The organism is Mesorhizobium sp. P2_C4, assembly GCF_056404575.1.
The window spans coordinates 360,150-379,169 of record NZ_JBFUDT010000003.1 but is presented as its reverse complement, the minus strand read 5'-3'; the positions used below and the strand labels follow the sequence as shown (position 1 = coordinate 379,169).

Genomic DNA, 19,020 nt, shown 5'->3' with positions numbered 1-19,020 from the left:
GCCGCATAATGCGACGTGCCTAACGAGGAAGCCCGGTCGAGTCCCCACCCTCCCCGTCCCCAACGACCGGGTTTTAAGGAGCCGGCCCCGTCCCCGGGCCGGCTCCACCATTTCAGGGGTTACGGTCACTCAAATCCTCGACTATCGATTATCAACAGCCTAGATTTCTGTTTGCGGCTCACCTCCGCTATGAACAGGATGAAAAAAGCGGCTGATCACAACATCGCAGCTTCGACAAATCGTGCGGCGCTACCATCCAGGTGAGCCCCAATTTTGGGTTGCGGTGTTCGGGAAATCCAGGTCCACTGATGACCGAAACAGGAACGACCAAGAAGTGCAGTAGTCACGTATTTGCAGGCGGTACTTAGGATGACGATATTGCCATCGGGGCCGAATATTTTTGAGAGGTCAGAAGCGCGAGAATGATAAAGGATGATATTAGAACCGGACATCTGCAGAAATTTCCCCAAGAACTCGACATAATCAAAAAACTTGAGCCGGATTTTGATATTACGTGGGGAGCGCGTATAAAGAAATTCAACACAGAAGCGTCCGTTTACTTTATAAAACCTCTCCCAAGCCTTTGGGTTCGACCAAGAGCTTCTTCTCGGGATATCTGACTATCCAACACTTGAAGCTCGATTTCTTCAAGCCTTGGAGCAAACATTTCAGCAAGTTCCAGCGCGCGGCCGCGTTGATCAAACTGTATCACTGATCCTATCGTCATATCCAAAAACAGAAGAATGGATAAAGGAATTTACCGCTCAACACCCGCAAGCCCGCGCTTACGTCGGTGTATTTATTAATGATTTGTTGAATAGCAACGATCCATGGTTTGTTCGCAACAAATTTATATCTCAACTCTTCTCAAGAGACCTGTTTGACTATACTCTTCCTTTGGACAACGACCTATTCTTCTTTGGAAGACAGGCAATAGTCGCCGAACATATTGATGCTATCCGTCGCTCAGAGAATCGCGGCCTTTTTGGCCTTAGAAAAACCGGCAAGACGTCTGTATTATTTAAGATAATGAGGCAATGCGCCGAGAACACAATACCTGTCAAATACTACGACTGCAAGGTATCTTCTATTTATCGGTTATCCGGTGACGAGCTCCTTGATAGAATTTCGTCAGATATTGAAGAAATTATTGATCAAAAACTAAAGGGATGGAGGAACAAGAAAACACCGACTGATAGATTTCTTTCGCTAATTGAAAAGATACCCGCCACTACCCGCTTTTGTTTGATATTTGACGAGATCGAATATGTTTCCGTGGGCAGCAAACTTGCCCCACATTGGGTTACAGACTTTGTTCCGTTCTGGCAGGCGCTTTGGTCGGCGCAAAGTCAATTTCGAAAATTCTCGTTCATTGTATCTGGCGTAAACGCGTCCATTTCCGAAACTGATAAAATTGAAGGGGTGCAGAACCCCATGTTTGGAATTGTGAAGGCTCGATATCTCACCGGATTTGAACGCGGGGAACTTCGTTCCCTTACAAATGTTTTCGGAAAACGCATGGGCCTCCATTTCGACGAAAGCGCTGTGGATGCGTTGTATGAGCGCTATGGGGGCCACCCTCTTCTCACACGAATGATTTGCTCTCAAATAAACACTGGTATAAAAGTATCAGGCCAACCGAGACCTATTTCACTCTCTAAAGCTGAAATTCGCAAAGATCTGAACAGTAGGGAGGAAGATATCCAATTTTATTGCGGCCACATAACTTCTGAGTTGGAAGAATTCTACCCGACAGAGTACGACATGCTCGAGCTGCTTTCCGTTGGTAATATTATCGACTTCAATGATCTGGCTGAAGACATTGACCTCGTAAGACATTTAAAAGCATACGGACTTATCGATCTTTCGAAGGCTCATGAGCCTCAGTTTAAAATTCCCGTGATACAAGGATACGTCGCTTCAAAGTGGAGGCGACGTAACTCCCTCAAAACAAATCGCTACGTCGTTCCACCTCATCGACGGCAAGAATTCGTAGCAAGTAGAACGTCATCTATTCTCCGCGAGATGCGAGCGGCAGAAAGAAAATTTGATACGATTGGTCTTCCTGCTCTGTACCGCGGCAATGGCCCTTCGGAAGCGGAGCTATTCGCGTCAGTTCGTGAATGCAGTTCGCGAGAGGAGATGGTTGCATTCCTCAATCAAGCAAACCGCAGCTTAGTAGAACCAATAGACCGAGAAGGGAAGAGGCTGTCAAAAAAGGACTACTTCTTCGGTGATATTAAGTCAAATTATACAAAGTTATGGACCGGGCTAAATCGCGTCCGCGCCTATAGGAATCATCTGCTTCATTTAGAGCTTACGCCAATCGCAAAGAACGCCTATGAGGATTTTCTTCAGTTCGATCTAGACGGACAAGACCCTTCCAATTCTGTGGACGGATGGTTTCAACTTCAGTCGGCGATACTCAACGGACTTCTTATCGCACTGCAAGCGGAGATGGCGATCTACGACTAGACGGCGGGTAGCGGCCAGGAAATGGCATCCGCTTGAATGTCATTCCTTGTCAAAATGATATTTCAAATGGCTTTTGATCGCTGCAGTATGAGCGATCAAAAGCCAACTTCTGGATCACGGCCATGCTCGAAATCCCGGAAGACCGGTGCGAGCGCCACCGCCTGTTCAAGGCCATCGACGATGCCTTCAAGGCCGGCGACTTCGCAGCCCTCGGCGCGGCCTTGGGCGGCTCGCCGCGCTGGTTCGACGAGCGCATGCCGTTCGAACTCGGCCTTGGCCATCCGCTCGAATATGCCATCTACTGGAGCCCCGTCGGTTTCATCTCGACCTTGCTGGGTGCGGGCTCCGATCCGAATTATCAGGATCACGGCGGGTTTCCGGCAATCATCGCGGCGTTGTCGACCGACCGGGCCGACAGGCTGGAAATCGTCCGGGTGCTGATCGATGGCGGCGCAGACCCCAACATGCCGGGCGTCAACGACTGGACGCCGCTTCACTATGCAGTGGCCATCCGCAGTGTCGATGCGATCCGCCTGCTTTTGGCGGCGGGTGCCGACCCGACGCTCGAAACCCGCATCGATCACTATACGACGGCCCTCGAGGAAGCAGACAATGCCGGCTTTGAAGACGGCGCTTCGTTGCTTCGCGATGCAATGGCCGGACGCGGCTCCAACAGCCGGTGAACTGGGCGCGATGAACCGCGGGGCGACAAGGATTGGCCAGGCCGGCCTCAGACCTCTTTCAACCCGGCCTTGAACCGCTTGCCGTTCGCCACGTAGTGCGCGGCCGAGCCGCGCAGCCTTGCGACAGCCGCGTCGTCCAGTGTCCGGATCACCCGCGCGGGTGAGCCGACGATCAGCGAATTGTCGGGAAATTCCTTGCCTTCGGTGACCAGCGCGCCGGCCCCGACCAGCGAATTCTTGCCGATCCTGGCGCCGTTAAGCACGATCGCGCCCATGCCGATCAGGCTGTTGTCGCCGATCGTGCAGCCATGCAGCAGAGCCCGGTGGCCGATCGTGCAGCCTTGTCCTATGGTCAGGGGAAAACCGGGATCGGTGTGCATCACCGTGTGTTCCTGGACATTGCTGTCAGCACCGATGACGATCGCCTCATTGTCGCCGCGGATGACGGCGCCAAACCAGAAGCCGACGTTGCGGCCGACCCTGATATCGCCGATCAGCGTCGCGTCGGGCGCGATCCAGTTGCTGTCGGCGTCCTCGAAGCCGGGCGCCTTTCCATCGATCGCATAGACCGGCATTTTTCGTCTCCGAATCGTCTCAGGCCGCGACAGCGGCGGCCGAGCCTAGGAGCGTGCCCGCCCACGACGCAATGGCGATCAGCACGACGCCGAGCGCGAGTGCCCAGGCCACTGCGGTGCAGCCGCAGGAAATCAGCGCCAGCGTCGAAATGCGTCCCTGCCGACGGGCGTCAAGCGCATCGTTGACGAGCATGAACGGCCCCGCGCATGCGGTTGCGGCCAGCGAACGCACGATATGCGACGGCGACACATAGGGCTCGACAAAGGCAAGCCGGCGGCCCGAGATCAGCTCCATCGCCGATCCGACCAGGCCGCATGCGGTCACGCCGACCGCAAAAGCGAAGAGAGTGAGTTCCACCGGGCTCATCTTTACCTTCCGTTTACCATGAAATCGCACAGTCGCACCCGATACGCGCGCTGCAAGAGCCATGCCGCGCCATGTGTGCCGCCCGAGGACACCTCTTGAGGTGCGGCTGATTTTGGGGATTGAAATGAAGCAGGCAGCCACCGCCGACAGCCCGGAGTTCGATGTCGTCGATTCCAGGCTGATGAAGCGGGTGTTCTATGCCTTCGCGACGCTGGCGCTGCTTTCCGTGGCGATCAGTCTGGGCGGCAAATGGTTCGGCCGCTCGATCGCCATGGCCGGCTATACCGACGACGCGACCATCCACAGGATCGTCATCGGCAATAATGTCATCGCCGTGCCGGCCAACGTCATCCGCTTCGACCAGGCGCGGCGCGACGGCATCGCCTCGCGCCTCGACCTCTATCTGCGCTATCCCGAGATGGACGGCTACAGCCAGGCCGCGCGCGACGACTTCAACCACACCGGCCAGGGCAAGGACATCATCTTCCTGTCGTTCGAGCCGCAGATGATGTCGCGCGACATGAGCGGCCGCTTCGCGCCGATCTACAGCGCAATGATCATCCCGCCCGGCACGCCCGGCCCCGGCGGCACGACGGTCTACGCCTTCACCGAAAAATCAGGCTATCTCAACGAAGTGCTCGCGGTCGCCAGCCGCCCCGGCAAGACTCCGTTCGTCGCCCGTTGCCTGAGCGGCCCAAGCGCGGAAGAATCGCTGGCGCCATGCGAGCGCGACATCCAAGTGGGCGATAGCCTCGCCCTCACCTACCGTTTTCCCAGGGAGTTTTTGGACAACTGGCAAGCGCTCGACACAGCGATCGCCACCAGGGCTGCGCAGGTCCTGAAGGCAGGACACTAGCGGCTCCTTCGTCATCCACGGGCGGAGCGGGCGCGAAGCCGCGCGGACCCGAGTGTCCCGTGCCTTTCAGGCGGCGAAGCTGAGCAGAATTTGTTGTTGGGAGAGCGGCGGAGCTGGTTCCGGACCGCTGCATTTCTGGGCCAACATCACGGCATGGATCCCAGGGTCTTCGCGACGCCGCTGCGCGGCTGCTTCGCCCTGGGATGACGAGGGCCGGCTTAAGCCTTAGGCCAGATCGATGTCGAGGATCGCCATCGAGAAATTGTAGTCGCCGTCGTCCTCGTCCTTGAAGACGATGCCGAGAAACTCGTCGCCGACATAGACCTCGGCCGAATCGTCCTTGCGCGGCCGCGCCTTCACTTCGAGTTTGGGATTCTGGAAGACGCGCTTGAAATAGGCGTCCAGCTTTCTGATTTCGTCCGGCTTCAACAGTCTTCTCCGATCGTCGGGCTTGCTGGTTTGAACGCGCTTCTGACACGTCGACAATGGCGATGTAAAGGCAAGCCGGCCATATCGCATGGGAACCAGGCCCAGGCGCGTGCAGCCGGATTTCGGCGCCGCGCCCGGGGAGCCGGAAAAATCAGATGTCGAAGCTGACGACCTGGTCCATCGACTGCGACGGCAAAAGCTGGTCCATCTGCCGCGAAGGCTGGTCGCAGCCGGTCTCGCCGACGACACGGGCCGGCACGCCGGCAACCGTCTTATTGTGCGGCACCGGTGACAGCACCACCGAGCCTGCCGCGATCTTCGAGCAATGGCCGATCTCGATGTTGCCGAGGATCTTGGCGCCGGCGCCGATCAGCACGCCGTAGCGGATCTTGGGATGACGGTCGCCGCCGGCCTTGCCGGTACCGCCCAGCGTCACGCCATGCAGGATCGACACATCATCCTCGATCACCGCGGTCTCGCCGACGACAAGACCGGTTGCGTGGTCGATGAAGATGCCCTTGCCGATGCGAGCGGCCGGGTTGATGTCGGTCTGGAACACCGAGGATGAGCGGCTCTGCAGATAGAGTGCGAAATCCTTGCGGCCCTGGTTCCACAGCCAATGCGCCAGCCGATGCGTCTGGATGGCGTGAAAACCCTTGAAGTACAGCACCGGCATGATGAAGCGGTCGCAGGCAGGATCGCGGTCGTAATAGGCCTGGATGTCGACACGCACGGTCGACGACCATTCCTTGTCGTCGGCCAGCATCGACTTGAAGGTCTGGCGGATGAGATCGGAACCGACGTCCTGATGGTCGAGACGCTCGGCCAGCCGGTGGATGACGGCTTCCTCCAGGCTTTCCTGGTTCAGGATCGTCGCATAGAGAAATGCCGCCAGCAGCGGATCGCGGTTGACCGCTTCCATCGCTTCATCGCGGATCGAACGCCAGATCGGATCGACCGGCTGCAACGCGCTGTGTCGGGAAATGCTGATGCTGTTCATCGACGTCTCGTCCTGCGTCCTGCCGGCTTGCCTATTGTCCGGCCGCACATATAAGCCAGATCATAGCACGATTGAACTCAATTTTCCTTAGTGCTCGATCAAATGGATTTGGTTCACGGGAATTCAAGCCGCCATGGAAAACGAACCCTTGATCGACGCGCCGCTGAAGCACGAGCTTTCCGCGCTCTATCAGGCCGAAGGCCGCCACTATCACAACCTCAGCCATATCGAGGCGATGCTGGCGCTGGCCGCCGACTATCGCGCATCGCTGCACGACCGCGGGGCCGTCGAGGCGGCGATCTGGTTCCACGACGCCATCTATGACAGCCGGGGCAAGGACAACGAGGCCAGGAGTGCTGCACTGGCCGAGGAAAAACTCGCCGGTCGTACCAATGCGCAGCGACTGGATCGCATCGCCGCGATGATAGTCGCCACCGCAACGCATGAATTGCCCAGCCTCGCTGGCAAGGAAGCCGTCCGCGACGCAGCATTGTTCCTCGACATGGACCTGGCGATCCTGGGGGCTTCTCCGGGCGCCTTCGACGCCTATGAACAGGCGGTCCGCCGCGAATATGGCTGGGTGGAGGAGCCGATGTGGCGCGCCGGCCGTGGCGCGGTTCTGAAGACTTTCCTCGCCCGCCCGCACATTTTTCACACCGAGGAATTCCGGCAGCGGTTCGAGCCCCAGGCCAGGCAAAACATGGCGCGGTCGCTCGAAGCGCTCAAATCCTGATTTGGTCAGGAAAAGTCTCGATCCGCTGGGCGTACTGCCTGAAACCGGCGCGCCGATAGACGGCTTGCGCGCCAGGATGGTCATAGGTGTCGGTATGCAGCCACAGCCTCTCCGGCCCATGCGACCAGACGGCACGAAGCGATTGGTCGAGCAGGAACGGTCCGAGCTTGCGGCCCTGGAAGGTCGGAATGAGCCCGAAATGGGTCAGCTCGACGACCGGCTGGCCAACGCCATTGAATTCGCACAGGCCGGCGGCCTCGCCGTCGACACGCAGCACATGAATATGCGTCGACGGGCTGGCTAAAAGGCGCTCAAGCTCGCCCGCAGGCAGGCGCAACCGCCGGTCCCATTGCACCGGCCCGCCAACGGCGCAGTAAAGGCTGATGTAGTCGGCCATATCAAGCGTTTCGCGCGCCACCGTCGCGCCCGCTATCGGGCTGCCGAAAGCCGGCGCGGAATTCGGTTCACGCATTTCCATATAGGTGACCAGAAGATCAACCAAGACGGCACCAAGCCAGCAGGTCATCCGAGATCAGGTAAAGGCGCCCAGCGTCGATACCATGGCCATAAACAGCCCGGCGCCAATGGCCAGAGAGGCGCCGTTGAGCAAGGACGCCGACGAGACCGAGCAGGCGGCTGTCGTTCGAACGCGCCAGCGCCATCAGCCCGAAAATCACTCCAGCAATATGCGCCAGCGGCGCCGCCAGCAGAAATATCGTCATGAAAACGCCCGTGACAACGTTCGGGGAAACCTCGGACGTGCCGCTCGGCAGCAGCACCATTGCGGTAAAGACAATGGCGTCCGCTGCAAAGGCGGCCAGCGCCAGCATGATGGAACGTTTGCCGAGCCTGCCTGTCGCGACGACGCCCGGCAGAGCGTCCGCGCTTCTTCCCCATTGTGTCATAGTGGCCCCCGCCATCCCGCTTGGAGCAATTCCAGGAAAAGTATGTAGCGGTTTTCCCGGGAAAAGTGCGTAGCGCTTTCCCTGCGGAATTGCGTAAAAACAAAGTGTTAGAGCGGATTTTCCGCATAAAACTCAAGCACCCGTTGCTTGAAGGCCTTGTCCCCGACAGCCAGCATGTGGTCGCGGCCCTCGATGTGAAAGGCCCTGGCGTTGGGCATCAGCGACGCCAGTTCGTCCGGCGAACCGCCAATGTCGTCCTTGGTACCGACAGCGATCAGCGTCGGCTGGGCGATGCGCGCCATGTCGTCCTCATCAAGCAATTCCCGCGAGGTGGCGATGCAGGCGGCCAGCGCCCGGCGATCGCTGCGCGTCTGGTCGGCAAACGCGCGAAACGAGCGGCCGCGCGGATGGCTGGTGGCGTCTGGATCGTCGGCCAGAAGGGCTGCGGCAATCGGATCCCAGTCGCCGACGCCATCGACCATGCCGACGCCGAGACCCCCGAAAACCAGCGTCACCACCTTGTCCGGGTCGGACAGCGCCAGGAAAGCCGAAATGCGCGCACCCATCGAATAGCCCATGACATGAGCCCGCTCGATGCCGAGATGGTTGAGCAGAGCCGCTCCGTCCGAAGCCATTTTGGCCGGCGTGTAGTCAGCCTCTTCATAGCTTTTCGACGAGGCGCCATGGCCGCGATTGTCGAAGGCGATGGCGCGATAGCCGGCATCGTTCAGCGTCTTGAACCAGCCGGGCGACACCCAGTTGACGTAATGGCTCGAGGCAAAGCCGTGGATCATCAACACCGGGTCGCGGTGGCCCGATGCCGGCTGGCGATCGAGGAAGGCAAGGTCGAAACCGTCATGGGAGAAAAACTGCATCCGCCCGCTCAGCTGCCGCCGGCGTTCGGCGCATCGCCATTGTCGGCCGGCGGCTTGCCCGGCCCCGACGCGGTGCCGATTGCCGGATGGCGCAGCAGATCGTTGTACTCGATGCCGTCCCTGGCGGCGGTGCCCGCCTTGAGTTCCAGCACGAAGCGCACCGGCAGGCCAGACGAGATGATCGCCTCGGATTGCGGTTCGCCTTTCTTGATCGCCCGGATCCTGCCGTCCTGGCCAACGAAGATCAGGTCGAGCGGCATCGGCGTGTTCTTCATCCAGAAGTTCACTTGCCCGACAGTCTCGAACACAAACAGCATGCCATGGTCGTCGGCCATGTCTTCGCGGAACATCAGCCCGGCTTCACGCTCCGCGCCGGTGTCGGCGACCTCGATGGAGAAGGAGTGTTCACCGCCTTTCGTCACCGCAACCAACGGCGTCGGGTCGACGGGAAGGATCATCGCCCGGCTGTCGGCGGCACTCGGTTCCTGCGAATAGAAATAGACGCCAGTGGCGGCGGCAACGGCAATGACGGCGCAGATCGCGCCCGCAGTCAGCCAGATCCTGTTAGCCATTCAAAGTCCTCTGCCGGGCACCGCCCTAATGCGAGACCGGCAAGGTTCCCATATCGGGGTGAATTTCGGCAGCCATAAGGCCTTTGTCGCCGCGTCCGAAGCGAACCAGCACGACCTGACCCGGTCTGAGCTCGGTGATGCCGTAGCGGCGCAGCGTCTCCATATGGACGAAAATATCCTCGGTACCCTCACCCCGGGTCAGGAAGCCGAACCCCTTGGTGCGGTTGAACCACTTGACCAGCGCCCGTTCGAGGCCGCTTTCCGGCGTCACCGAAATGTGGGTGCGAGGCTCCTGCATCTCGGCCGGATGGATCGCCGTGGTGACATCCATGGACAACACGCGAAACGCCTGCAGTCCGCGGTCACCATGCTTGACGAGGCAGACGACGCGCGCGCCTTCCAACGCAGTCTGGAAGCCGTCCTTTCGAAGACATGTCACATGGAGGAGGATGTCGCCCGAAGAACCGTCATCCGGAAGAATGAAACCGTAGCCCTTGGCCACGTCGAACCATTTGATCGCGCCGGCGATTTCAACGAGGTCGGCGGAGTCGCCGCTAGCGTCTCGATGCAAGGCGTCGTCAAGGCTCTCGTCCCGCCCCATGAAAGAGGCCTTTTCCCCCATAAGAATGCCCCCTTTTTTCAAGAAACACCGCAACTGATTCTTGAGACTAGATTAACACCGCGGCTTCCGGTCTGTGCAAGACCTGACGTGCCTTTTTTCACGGTTCAATACAGGAATACCTGATTTGTTGTTTGCCGGCGCCACTGGCGGCCAGAACAGCGGCTTCTCAGACCGGACCCACTGCCGTTCTGCCTTTGGCTTGAGCATCGGATTTTTCCCGAAACCGCTCGCCGCTTCCGGCTCCGCGATTGCCCTTTGGCCGGGTGGCCCCTATGTTCCGCCGCGACGTAACATCCCGAGGAAACCACATGCGCTATCTCCACACCATGGTCCGTGTCGCCGACGTCGATGCTTCGCTCGATTTCTACTGCAACAAGCTTGGTCTCAAGGAAGTGCGCCGCTACGAAAACGAGCAGGGCCGCTTCACGCTGATCTTCCTCGCGGCGTCCGAGGACGAAGAGAGCGGCATCGCCGACAAGGCGCCGCTGATCGAACTGACCTACAATTGGGATCCTGAGGACTATAAGGGCGGCCGCAATTTCGGCCACCTCGCCTATGAGGTCGACGACATCTACGCCACCTGCCAACACCTGATGGACAATGGCGTCGTCATCAACCGGCCGCCGCGCGACGGCAACATGGCCTTCGTCAAGTCACCGGACGGCATCTCGTTCGAGCTGCTGCAAAAAGGACCGCCCAAGCCAAAGGCCGAACCCTGGGCCTCGATGCCGAACACCGGCACCTGGTAGCGATCACGCCATCTTGAAGCAGGGCGGTCGGGGTAAAAGCCGGCCGCCTTTGCGATTCCGGGTCACGCCACCTATGTAGGCGGTCATCGCGCCCAGCCGACAGCCAGCGCCTAAAGCAATTCCAGGAAAAGTGTGAAGCGGTTTTCCGTTCGGAATTGCGTCGAAACAAAGAGGGAATTCGTTCATGCCGTCCAGCCATGCCGATGTCGCCACCGAGCACGCCAGCCGCTACCTGCAGCAGTTGTGCAAACATTGGGCGCACAAATTTCCCGTCGACTTCAACCCGACCCACGGCAGCATAGATCTCTCGCTCGGCCGCACCATCATGGATGCCGATGCCAGCGCGCTGCACATCACTGTGTCGACGGATGAAGGCGGATCGCTGGAGCGCCTGGAAAGCGTCGTTGCCGACCACATCAAGCGCTTTGCCTTCCGCGAAGAACTGACCTTCGACTGGAAGCAGGTTCCGGCAGTCTAGGCGTTCAGCCGGCGGCCTGTCCTGCCATCTCCAGTAGCGCCAGCACCGAGCGCCAGTTGCGTGCGGTGCCAGGCACTTTCAGCGTGCGCGGGATCAATCCGGCAAACACCGATTTGCCCAGCCCGTCCGGCGCATTGAGGTAGAGCACATCGCCCTTGATCTCGAAGCTTTCGGGGCCGGTGCATTTTTCGGCCAGCCGCGCTGCCTCGTCGGCGGTCGGCTCGCGCTCCAGCACATAGGCGTGGAGTTTGGTGTGTTCCGCGGCCAGTTCGGGATAGGGGTTCTCGCTCACCAGCCGCTCGAACCATGAGAGATCGCGCACCATGATGCGCGAGTAAAATCCCCATTGCTTCTCGAAGGCTGCCTCGATTTGCTTCGTCAGAGTGGCTGCATCGCCTTTCGACGACCGGAAAACGGCGTTGCCGCTCTGCACATAGGTGGCGACATCGGAAAAGCCGAGGTCCTCGAAAAACGCCCGCAGCTCCGCCATCTTGACGATGCGGTTGCCGCCGACATTGATGCCGGAAAACAGCGCGACGAAGATTTTTGCCTTCCCGCTCATATGATGAACCCGGCCAATGTCTCGTTGTCGGTGATGTCCTGATACTGGACACCCTCTGCTTCGAAATTCGCCTTCAGCAGATCGAAATTGCGACGGTCCTTGGTCTCGATGCCGATCAGCACCGAACCGAAATTGCGCGCCGATTTCTTCAGATATTCGAAGCGGGCAATGTCGTCGTCAGGCCCCAGCATTTCGAGGAAGTCGCGCAGCGCGCCTGGCCGCTGCGGAAAACGGATGATGAAGTATTTCTTCAGGCCCTCGAAGCGCAGCGCCCTTTCCTTGACGTCCGGCAGCCGCTCGAAATCGAAATTGCCGCCCGAAACCACGGCAACGATGGTCTTGCCCCGGATCTCCTTCTTCGAAAAATCCTTCAGCGCGTCGATCGCCAGCGCGCCGGCGGGCTCCAGCACAACACCTTCGACATTCAGCATCTCGATCATCGTCGCGCAGAGCCGGTTTTCCGGGATCAGCCGCACCGTGTCCGCGGCAAACTCCTTGAGATGGCGCAACGGTTCGCGGCCGATCTCAGCCACCGCCGCGCCGTCGACAAAATTGTCGACCTTGGCGAGCTTGATCCGCTTTCCCGCCGACAGGCTCTCGCGCAGGCTCGGCGCGCCGGCCGGTTCGCAAAAGACAAAGCGCGCGTCACGGCCTTGATCGGCGAAGTAATGCGTCACGCCGGCGGCCAGGCCGCCGCCGCCGACCGGCAGCATGATGATGTCGGGCATGCGCGCGCCGGGCATCTGGTCGGCAATCTCATAGGCGACGGTCGCCTGCCCCTCGATGATGTCCTTGTGATCGAAAGGCGGCACCATATGCGCGCCCGTCGTTTCGGTGAATTCGAAGGCGGCCCGGTAGCAGTCGTCGAAAAAGTCGCCGACCAGCCGAACCTCGATGAATTCACCACCGAACAGCCGCGTCTTGTCGATCTTCTGCTGCGGCGTCGTCACCGGCATGAACACCACGCCCTTTTTGCCAAAGTGGCGGCAGACGAAGGCAAAGCCCTGGGCATGGTTGCCGGCCGAGGCGCAGACGAACAGCTCGGCGTCATTGCCGGCGGCGAGCGCCTTGCGGAAAAAGGTGAAGGCCCCGCGGATCTTGTAGGAGCGCACCGGCGTCAGGTCCTCGCGCTTCAACAGCACGCGCGCGCCGGTCTTCTTCGACAGATAGTCGTTTTCCTGCAGCGGTGTTTCGGGAAAGATCTGCCGGATTGCGGCGGCGGCGGCAGCGACACGAGAGGAGAAACTGTTCATGGCAAGATCACCCGGATCGCCTGTGCGCGAGTTCGATCCCCGCCTATTGCATATCCGGCCTCGCAAAGCCATTGTCCGGTCGATTATGCAGCCCCGCCGCAGGGGCATTCCTAAAAACCTTGCAAGCACTTGAAGGCGTTTGTTCATGCCTGTCGCATCGGTTGCCCTGAAAACCATGTCGCTGCCGGAATTTGGCGAGCCGACGCTGATGCCGTTCGTTGCGCGCACCACCTACGAAGCGCGCATCGACGCACTGCTGACACGCGGCACCGCGTCGGGCTTCGAGGCCTTCGCCATCTATGGCGACCGCGAGCACGCGGCCAATGTCGCCTATCTCTGCGGCTACGATCCCCGTTTCGAGGAGACGCTGCTGGTCATCGTCCCGGGCAAGCAGCCGAAACTGCTCGTCGGCAATGAAGGCTGGGGCTATGCCGAGATCTGCGACGGCCCTTACGAGCGCATCCTTTACCAGACTTTTTCGCTGCCGGCGCAGCCGCGCGACCGCTCGGCGGCGCTTCCCGACATCCTCACCGCTTGCGGCCTGAAGGCCGGCCAGCGCATCGGCGCCATCGGCTGGAAGCCGTTTGGTCCCGGCGATGCCGGCTTTGGCGAAACGGCGCTCGACCTGCCGTCCTTCATCGCCGACACGCTGCGCACGCTTGTCGGCGACAAGGGCGCGGTCCTGAACGCGGCCAACCTGCTGATGAACCCGGCGGACGGCCTGCGCGCCATCAACGAGGCCGACCAACTGGCGTCGTTCGAATTCGCCGCAACCTTTTCCTCGCAAGGCCTTCGCAATGTGCTTTCAGGCATCGAACCCGGCATGACCGAGTTGCAGGCCGCACGGCTGATGGGCATCAACGGCCTGCCGCAATGCTGTCATCCGATGCTGTCGGCCGGCAAGCGAGCGGCCTACGGCTTGCCCAGCCCACGCCTCGACATCATCAGGCGCGGCGACCCGATCACCATGGCCTATGGCATCCAGGGCTCGCTCAACGCCCGCGCCGGCTTCCTGGCCGAAGGCGCGTCAGACCTTCCACAAGGCATACGCGACTATGTCGAGAAACTGGTCGCGCCCTATTTCAGCGCAGTTGTCGACTGGTATGAAACGGTCGGCATCGGCGTTGCCGGCGGCGCGCTTTGGAAAGCGGTGCACGATCGCATCGGCGATCCGTTCTTCGGCGTCTCGCTCAACCCCGGCCATCTCGTCCATATCGACGAATGGATGCATTCTCCGATATTTGCCGGCTCCGACATCCCCCTGAAATCGGGCATGGCGCTGCAGGTCGACATCATTCCGGCGACCGGCACCGACTATTTCACCACCAACATCGAGGACGGCATCGCGCTCGCCGACCAGGCGTTGCGCGAGGAGATCGCCGCGCGCTATCCCGAGGCCTGGCGCCGCATCGAGGCGCGCCGCGCCTTCATGAACGAGGTGCTCGGCATCCGGCTCAAGCCGGAGGTGCTGCCCTTCTCCAACATACCGGCGTTCCTGCCGCCATTTTGGCTTTCGCGCCACAGTGCGATGGCTGTCGACAGGCGCTGACCGCATTTCGACTGGACATGACTTAGTTCTGCCGCACTCTACCTGTCCGGGAGGTGTCGCGGGGGTGGATGGGCCATTCGGCCAGAGTTGGAATTTCTAAGTGCCTGTAAAGAAGATCCTTACCGTTGTCCTTGCCTTGCTCGTTGCCGGCTGCGCCGGCCCGCAAACACAGGAAATTCTCGGCAGCACGGTCGTGTCCGCGCCGGTGACGGAAATCGCCGGCAATCACTCGATCTTCATCGCCACGACGCGCAAGAAATCCGACGATCCCAACAAGGTTTTCGACGGCGAGCGCTCGGCAACGCTCAACTATGCCCGCGTCAATGTCACCGTTCCGGGCATCCATCAGGCCGGCCAGATCGAGCGGCGTTCGCGCGGCAAGTCGGACGACCCGGCGAAATACTTCATGGCTTCCGAGGTCGTCGGCTACGACGCCCAGCCGAAATTCTCCAGCGCGCTCAGCGCCGACATCGCCGCGCGCGGCGGCCGCGTCATGGTCTTTGTCCATGGCTACAACACCGGCTTTGACGACGCCGTCTATCGCGTCACCCAGATCGTCCACGATTCCGGCTACCCCGGCACGCCGGTGCTGTTTTCCTGGGCATCGGGCGCCCGGACCACCGACTATGTCTACGACAAGGAAAGCGCCAGTGTCGCCCGCGACCAGCTGGAAGTGACGCTGCGCATGCTGCAGCAGTCCGGCGCGCGGCGCATCGACATCGTCGCCCATTCGCTTGGGACCTGGGTCACCATGGAAACGCTGCGCCAGTTGGCCATCACCGGCGACCGCGATCTCGGCGGCAAGCTCGGCGACGTCGTCCTCGCCTCGCCCGACATCGATGTCGATGTGTTCAAGAGCCAGATGCGGCGCTACGGCAAGCCAGACAAGCCATTCATCCTGCTGTTGTCCGACGACGACCGCGCGCTGCGGCTGTCCGGCCTGATCGCCGGCTCGCGGCCGCGCGTCGGCGACTACAAGGACGCCGCCGATCTTGCGTCCTACGGCGTGACGGTCGTCGACCTCTCCAAGGTCAAGGGAACCGACAGCTTCAATCACACCAAATTCGCCGACAATCCCGAGCTGGTGAAGATGATTGGCCAGCGGCTGCGTGAGGATGACGGTTTTGCCAGCGACCAGACGGTGACAGAGCGTATCAGCCAGCTCGGCCAGTAGGTGCGGTCGCGCCTGTTCACGATTGCCGAGCCATCGGATCAGTTTGAACTGGACCTGGACGGCCTCTGGCTCTATCGACATAGAAAAGGCGTCATGCGCCAGCGGGAGCTCGCGTAACCGTGCGTTCGAAGACTGTCCTCGCCGTTGCCTTCGCGCTCGCCGTCACCGGCTGCGCCAACCAGAACACGCACGACCTTCTCAACAAGACGACGATCACGGCACCCGCCGCCGATATTGCGGCGACGCATGAGATCTTCGTCGCCACCACCCGCCAGCAGGCGACGAAAGACCCGCGCCAGGTGTTCGACGGCGAACGTTCGCTGACCACCCTCTACGCCCGCGTCGACGTGACCGTCCCCAAGGTCCATCAAGTGGGCGCTATCGAGCGGGCCAAGGGTTCCGCCAACTCGAACCCGGCCAAGGACTTCACCGCGACCGGCGTCACCCACTACGAGGACGCCCCCCAATTCGCCAAGGCGGTCGGCGCCGACATCGCCATGCGTGGCGACCGCGCCTTGGTTTTCGTGCACGGCTTCAACAACGGCTTCGACGACGGCGTTTACCGGCTGACACAGATCGCCCACGATACCAAATATCCGGGCACGCCGGTGCTGTTCTCATGGGCGTCGAGCGCCAAGACGACCGGCTACATCTACGACAAGGACAGTGCCAACGCCGCCCGTGACGATCTCGAGGCGACGCTCAGGATGCTGGCCAAGACCCGGGCCAAGAGCATCGACATCATCGCGCACTCGATGGGAACGTGGGTGACGATGGAGGCGCTGCGCCAGCTCGCCATCACCGGCGACCGCGATCTCGGCGGCAAGCTCGGCTACGTCATCCTGGCCTCGCCGGACATCGATGTCGACGTCTTCAAGAAACAGATGATCCGCTACGGCAAGCCCAACAAGCCGTTCGCCATTTTGCTGTCGGGAGACGACCGTGCGCTGAAGCTGTCTTCCCTGATCTCGGGCGACAAGCCACGTGTCGGCGACTACGGCAATGCGGCCGACCTTGCCAGCTATGGCGTGGTCGTGGCGGATCTGACCAAGACCAAGGGCGGTGACCGTTTGAACCATGCCAAGTTCGCGGACAATCCGATCCTGGTGCAATTGCTCGGTGACCGACTGCGTACACCAGCCGCCCTGCGATCGAACGATCCGGGTGAGTTTGACGATATCGGCCAAGGGATCGGCAAGGCCGTCGGCTCCATGGCCGAAGTCGTCATCACCACGCCGTTCAAGGTGCTGACCATCGCCACCGGCGGCTGACCAAAGGCACGCTGCCCGGACCTCAGACGAACAGATCGACCTTCTGAAACGTCGTGACGTCGATCAGGCCGACATCGGAAATCCTCAGTTCGGGGATAACGACCAGCGCCAGCAGCGAGTGCTGCATGTAGGCGTTGTTGAGCGAACAGCCCATCTTGCGCATCGCCTCGGTGAGTTGCTCGGCCTTGGCGGCGACGATTTCCGCCCGCTCGTCCGACATCAGCCCGGCGATCGGCATTTCGACCAGCGCCAGCTCCTTGCCCTTGGAGAACAGCACCACGCCGCCGCCGACCTCGCCCAGCCGGTTCACGGCCAGCGCCATGTCCTGCTTGTTGGTGCCGACGACGATGATGTGGTGGCTGTCATGCGCGACGCTCGACGCCATGGCGCAGTCGCCCATATAGCCGAAGCCGGAAACGAAGGCGTTGGTGACGCCGCCCGTGCCTCTGTGGCGCTCGACCAGCGCGATCTGGCAGACGTCGTTGCGCCGATCCATGGCCACCAGCCCGTCTTCCACCGCAAGATCGGCCTCGAGCGCCCGCGTCGGCGCCTGGTTCTCGATCACGCCGATGACCCGCACCCGCACCTCATTGGCGCCCTTGGGTGCCGCAATGTCGAAATCGCCGGCTTTCAGCTTCTTGCCGAGCTTGACGGTGTTCTTCGCCGTTTTCGGATAGTCGTAGGCCGGAATGTCGATGTCGAGCTTGCCGCCCTTGGCCAGCCTGACGCCGCGCGCATAGACCTCGTCGATGGTCATCTCAGCCAGATCGGACACGATCAGCACATCGGCGAGCCGCCCCGGCGCGATCGAACCGATTTCGCGCTCCAGCTTGAAGTGCTGCGCGGTGTTGAGCGTCGCCATCTGGATCGCCGTCACCGGCTTCAAGCCTTGTTGAATGGCGTGCCGGACCACCCGGTCCATATGGCCCTCATGGACCAGCGTGCCGGAATGGCTGTCGTCGGTGCACAGGATGAAGTTGCGCGGATCGATGCCGCCTTCAGTCACCGCCTTGATCTGCGACGCCACATCGTACCAGGCCGAGCCCAGCCGCAGCATCGCCTTCATGCCCTGGCGCACGCGGGCAATGGCGTCCTCGGCGCGCGTGCCCTCGTGGTCGTCCTCTGGCCCGCCAGCGACATAACCGTGGAACGGCAGGCCGAGATCGCGCGAGGCATAGTGGCCGCCGACCGTCTTGCCGGCCTTGACTGTCGCCGCGATCTCGCCGGACATGACTGGATCGTTGGCGACGACGCCGGGGAAATTCATCACCTCGCCGAGGCCGATGATGTTTTCCCAGGTCATGGCCTCCGTGACATCGGCAACCGTCAGCTCGGCGCCGGCATGCTCCAGCCCCGGCGCCGAGGGCACGCAGGACGGCATCTGCACATGCACGTTGATGGGCATGGCCACGGCCTCGTCATGCATCAGCCGCACGCCGGGCAGGCCGAGCACATTGGCGATCTCGTGCGGATCGATGAACATCGAGGTGGTGCCGTGCGGGATCACCGCGCGGCAGAACTCGGTGACCGTCACCATGCCGCTCTCGACATGCATGTGCGCGTCGCAAAGGCCGGGCACCAGATAGCGGCCGCCGGCATCGACTACCTTGGTGCCCTGGCCGATGGCGTGGCTGGCATTCGGCCCGCAATAGGCAAAGCGGCCGCCGGCAATAGCAATGTCGGTGCCGGCGATGATCTCGCCCGAATGAACATTGACCCAGCGCCCGTTGCGGATGACCAGATCGGCAGGCTTGCGCCCCATCGCGACATCGACCAGCTGCGTCGCCATCTCGGCCCACGGTTTGGGTTTCGTCGCGGACGGCTTCTTGGCCATGAAAGACTCCTGTTTGCTTGACTGTGCCAAGCCGGCGGCGTTTTGACCAGCGCGGAAC

Annotated in this window: 21 protein-coding genes; 9 read left to right on the top strand and 12 right to left on the bottom strand. The window is 60.9% G+C overall.

The window, feature by feature from the left end; translation table 11 throughout:
- Positions 1 to 654: 654 nt before the first annotated feature.
- Together AC1DX6_RS14370 and AC1DX6_RS14365 are read left to right on the top strand one after the other, a co-directional pair.
- Positions 655 to 2,475: an ATP-binding protein gene (locus AC1DX6_RS14370; RefSeq protein ID WP_477314364.1), complete on the top strand. Its 1,821-nt coding sequence runs from the start codon at positions 655 to 657 to the stop codon at positions 2,473 to 2,475.
- A 122-nt stretch (positions 2,476 to 2,597) separates the two neighbouring features.
- Positions 2,598 to 3,158, top strand: coding sequence for an ankyrin repeat domain-containing protein (locus AC1DX6_RS14365; RefSeq protein ID WP_477314362.1), 561 nt, complete (start codon positions 2,598 to 2,600; stop codon positions 3,156 to 3,158).
- 47 nt (positions 3,159 to 3,205) lie between these two features.
- Here the strand turns inward: AC1DX6_RS14365 and AC1DX6_RS14360 are convergent, their stop codons facing one another.
- Together AC1DX6_RS14360 and AC1DX6_RS14355 are read right to left on the bottom strand one after the other, a co-directional pair.
- On the bottom strand, positions 3,206 to 3,733 hold the full coding sequence (locus AC1DX6_RS14360; RefSeq protein ID WP_477314360.1) for a gamma carbonic anhydrase family protein: 528 nt from the start codon (positions 3,731 to 3,733) through the stop codon (positions 3,206 to 3,208).
- Positions 3,734 to 3,752: 19 nt separating this feature from the next.
- Positions 3,753 to 4,100 carry a DUF6949 family protein gene (locus AC1DX6_RS14355; RefSeq protein WP_477314358.1) on the bottom strand — a complete coding sequence of 116 codons (348 nt, stop codon included), beginning with the start codon at positions 4,098 to 4,100 and terminating at the stop codon, positions 3,753 to 3,755.
- A gap of 124 nt (positions 4,101 to 4,224) precedes the next feature.
- Here AC1DX6_RS14355 and AC1DX6_RS14350 point away from each other — a divergent pair, with 124 nt between their 5' ends.
- Positions 4,225 to 4,956 (top strand): hypothetical protein, encoded by a 732-nt coding sequence (locus tag AC1DX6_RS14350; RefSeq protein ID WP_477314356.1) that lies wholly within the window; start codon positions 4,225 to 4,227, stop codon positions 4,954 to 4,956.
- A 225-nt stretch (positions 4,957 to 5,181) separates the two neighbouring features.
- Here AC1DX6_RS14350 and AC1DX6_RS14345 read toward each other — a convergent pair whose 3' ends face one another.
- Positions 5,182 to 5,385 (bottom strand): DUF3126 family protein, encoded by a 204-nt coding sequence (locus AC1DX6_RS14345; RefSeq protein ID WP_013531334.1) that lies wholly within the window; start codon positions 5,383 to 5,385, stop codon positions 5,182 to 5,184.
- A 151-nt stretch (positions 5,386 to 5,536) separates the two neighbouring features.
- Positions 5,537 to 6,385 carry a serine O-acetyltransferase gene (gene cysE, locus AC1DX6_RS14340; protein WP_477314354.1) on the bottom strand — a complete coding sequence of 283 codons (849 nt, stop codon included), beginning with the start codon at positions 6,383 to 6,385 and terminating at the stop codon, positions 5,537 to 5,539.
- Between the two features lie 133 nt (positions 6,386 to 6,518).
- Between cysE and AC1DX6_RS14335 the strand changes: the two genes are divergently transcribed.
- Entirely contained in the window at positions 6,519 to 7,118 is a 600-nt protein-coding gene (locus AC1DX6_RS14335; RefSeq protein ID WP_477314352.1) for an HD domain-containing protein, read from the top strand.
- Here AC1DX6_RS14335 and AC1DX6_RS14330 read toward each other — a convergent pair.
- From AC1DX6_RS14330 to AC1DX6_RS14310, 5 genes are all read right to left on the bottom strand, one after another.
- A complete protein-coding gene (locus tag AC1DX6_RS14330; RefSeq protein ID WP_477314350.1) occupies positions 7,108 to 7,620 on the bottom strand; it encodes a GNAT family N-acetyltransferase in 513 nt (170 codons plus the stop codon). The two genes, AC1DX6_RS14335 and AC1DX6_RS14330, sit on opposite strands and share 11 nt — an antisense overlap.
- The gene (locus tag AC1DX6_RS14325; protein WP_477314348.1) at positions 7,613 to 8,023 is read right to left on the bottom strand and encodes a hypothetical protein; all 411 of its coding nucleotides are present in this window, start codon (positions 8,021 to 8,023) and stop codon (positions 7,613 to 7,615) included. The genes AC1DX6_RS14330 and AC1DX6_RS14325 overlap by 8 nt, the downstream gene beginning before the upstream one ends.
- Before the next feature lie 107 nt (positions 8,024 to 8,130).
- Entirely contained in the window at positions 8,131 to 8,898 is a 768-nt protein-coding gene (locus tag AC1DX6_RS14320) for an alpha/beta fold hydrolase (RefSeq protein WP_477314346.1), read from the bottom strand.
- A gap of 8 nt (positions 8,899 to 8,906) precedes the next feature.
- Positions 8,907 to 9,470 (bottom strand): DUF192 domain-containing protein, encoded by a 564-nt coding sequence (locus AC1DX6_RS14315; protein ID WP_477314344.1) that lies wholly within the window; start codon positions 9,468 to 9,470, stop codon positions 8,907 to 8,909.
- Positions 9,471 to 9,495: 25 nt separating this feature from the next.
- Positions 9,496 to 10,071: a cold-shock protein gene (locus AC1DX6_RS14310; RefSeq protein WP_477315107.1), complete on the bottom strand. Its 576-nt coding sequence runs from the start codon at positions 10,069 to 10,071 to the stop codon at positions 9,496 to 9,498.
- A 329-nt stretch (positions 10,072 to 10,400) separates the two neighbouring features.
- On the opposite strand from AC1DX6_RS14310, the gene AC1DX6_RS14305 reads away from it, so the two are divergent.
- The gene (locus tag AC1DX6_RS14305) at positions 10,401 to 10,841 is read left to right on the top strand and encodes a VOC family protein (RefSeq protein ID WP_477314342.1); all 441 of its coding nucleotides are present in this window, start codon (positions 10,401 to 10,403) and stop codon (positions 10,839 to 10,841) included.
- A gap of 184 nt (positions 10,842 to 11,025) precedes the next feature.
- Positions 11,026 to 11,319, top strand: a complete 294-nt coding sequence (locus AC1DX6_RS14300) for a DUF2218 domain-containing protein (RefSeq protein WP_477314340.1) — start codon at positions 11,026 to 11,028, stop codon at positions 11,317 to 11,319.
- A gap of 4 nt (positions 11,320 to 11,323) precedes the next feature.
- On the opposite strand, the gene AC1DX6_RS14295 is transcribed toward AC1DX6_RS14300, so the two are convergent.
- On the bottom strand, positions 11,324 to 11,881 hold the full coding sequence (locus AC1DX6_RS14295; RefSeq protein ID WP_477314338.1) for a DUF1697 domain-containing protein: 558 nt from the start codon (positions 11,879 to 11,881) through the stop codon (positions 11,324 to 11,326).
- Positions 11,878 to 13,134: a threonine ammonia-lyase IlvA gene (gene ilvA / locus AC1DX6_RS14290; RefSeq protein WP_477314336.1), complete on the bottom strand. Its 1,257-nt coding sequence runs from the start codon at positions 13,132 to 13,134 to the stop codon at positions 11,878 to 11,880. The genes AC1DX6_RS14295 and ilvA overlap by 4 nt, the downstream gene beginning before the upstream one ends.
- 145 nt (positions 13,135 to 13,279) lie before the next feature.
- On the opposite strand from ilvA, the gene AC1DX6_RS14285 reads away from it, so the two are divergent.
- The 3 genes from AC1DX6_RS14285 to AC1DX6_RS14275 all read left to right on the top strand — a co-directional run bounded on the left by AC1DX6_RS14285 (position 13,280) and on the right by AC1DX6_RS14275 (position 17,128).
- A complete protein-coding gene (locus AC1DX6_RS14285) occupies positions 13,280 to 14,683 on the top strand; it encodes an aminopeptidase P family N-terminal domain-containing protein (RefSeq protein ID WP_477314334.1) in 1,404 nt (467 codons plus the stop codon).
- Positions 14,684 to 14,783: 100 nt separating this feature from the next.
- On the top strand, positions 14,784 to 15,857 hold the full coding sequence (locus AC1DX6_RS14280) for an alpha/beta hydrolase (RefSeq protein WP_477314332.1): 1,074 nt from the start codon (positions 14,784 to 14,786) through the stop codon (positions 15,855 to 15,857).
- Between the two features lie 119 nt (positions 15,858 to 15,976).
- Complete coding sequence (locus AC1DX6_RS14275) at positions 15,977 to 17,128, top strand: alpha/beta hydrolase (RefSeq protein ID WP_477314330.1); 1,152 nt, start codon at positions 15,977 to 15,979, stop codon at positions 17,126 to 17,128.
- Between the two features lie 22 nt (positions 17,129 to 17,150).
- Here AC1DX6_RS14275 and ade read toward each other — a convergent pair whose 3' ends face one another.
- Positions 17,151 to 18,962, bottom strand: coding sequence for an adenine deaminase (gene ade / locus AC1DX6_RS14270; RefSeq protein ID WP_477314328.1), 1,812 nt, complete (start codon positions 18,960 to 18,962; stop codon positions 17,151 to 17,153).
- Positions 18,963 to 19,020: the final 58 nt, after the last annotated feature.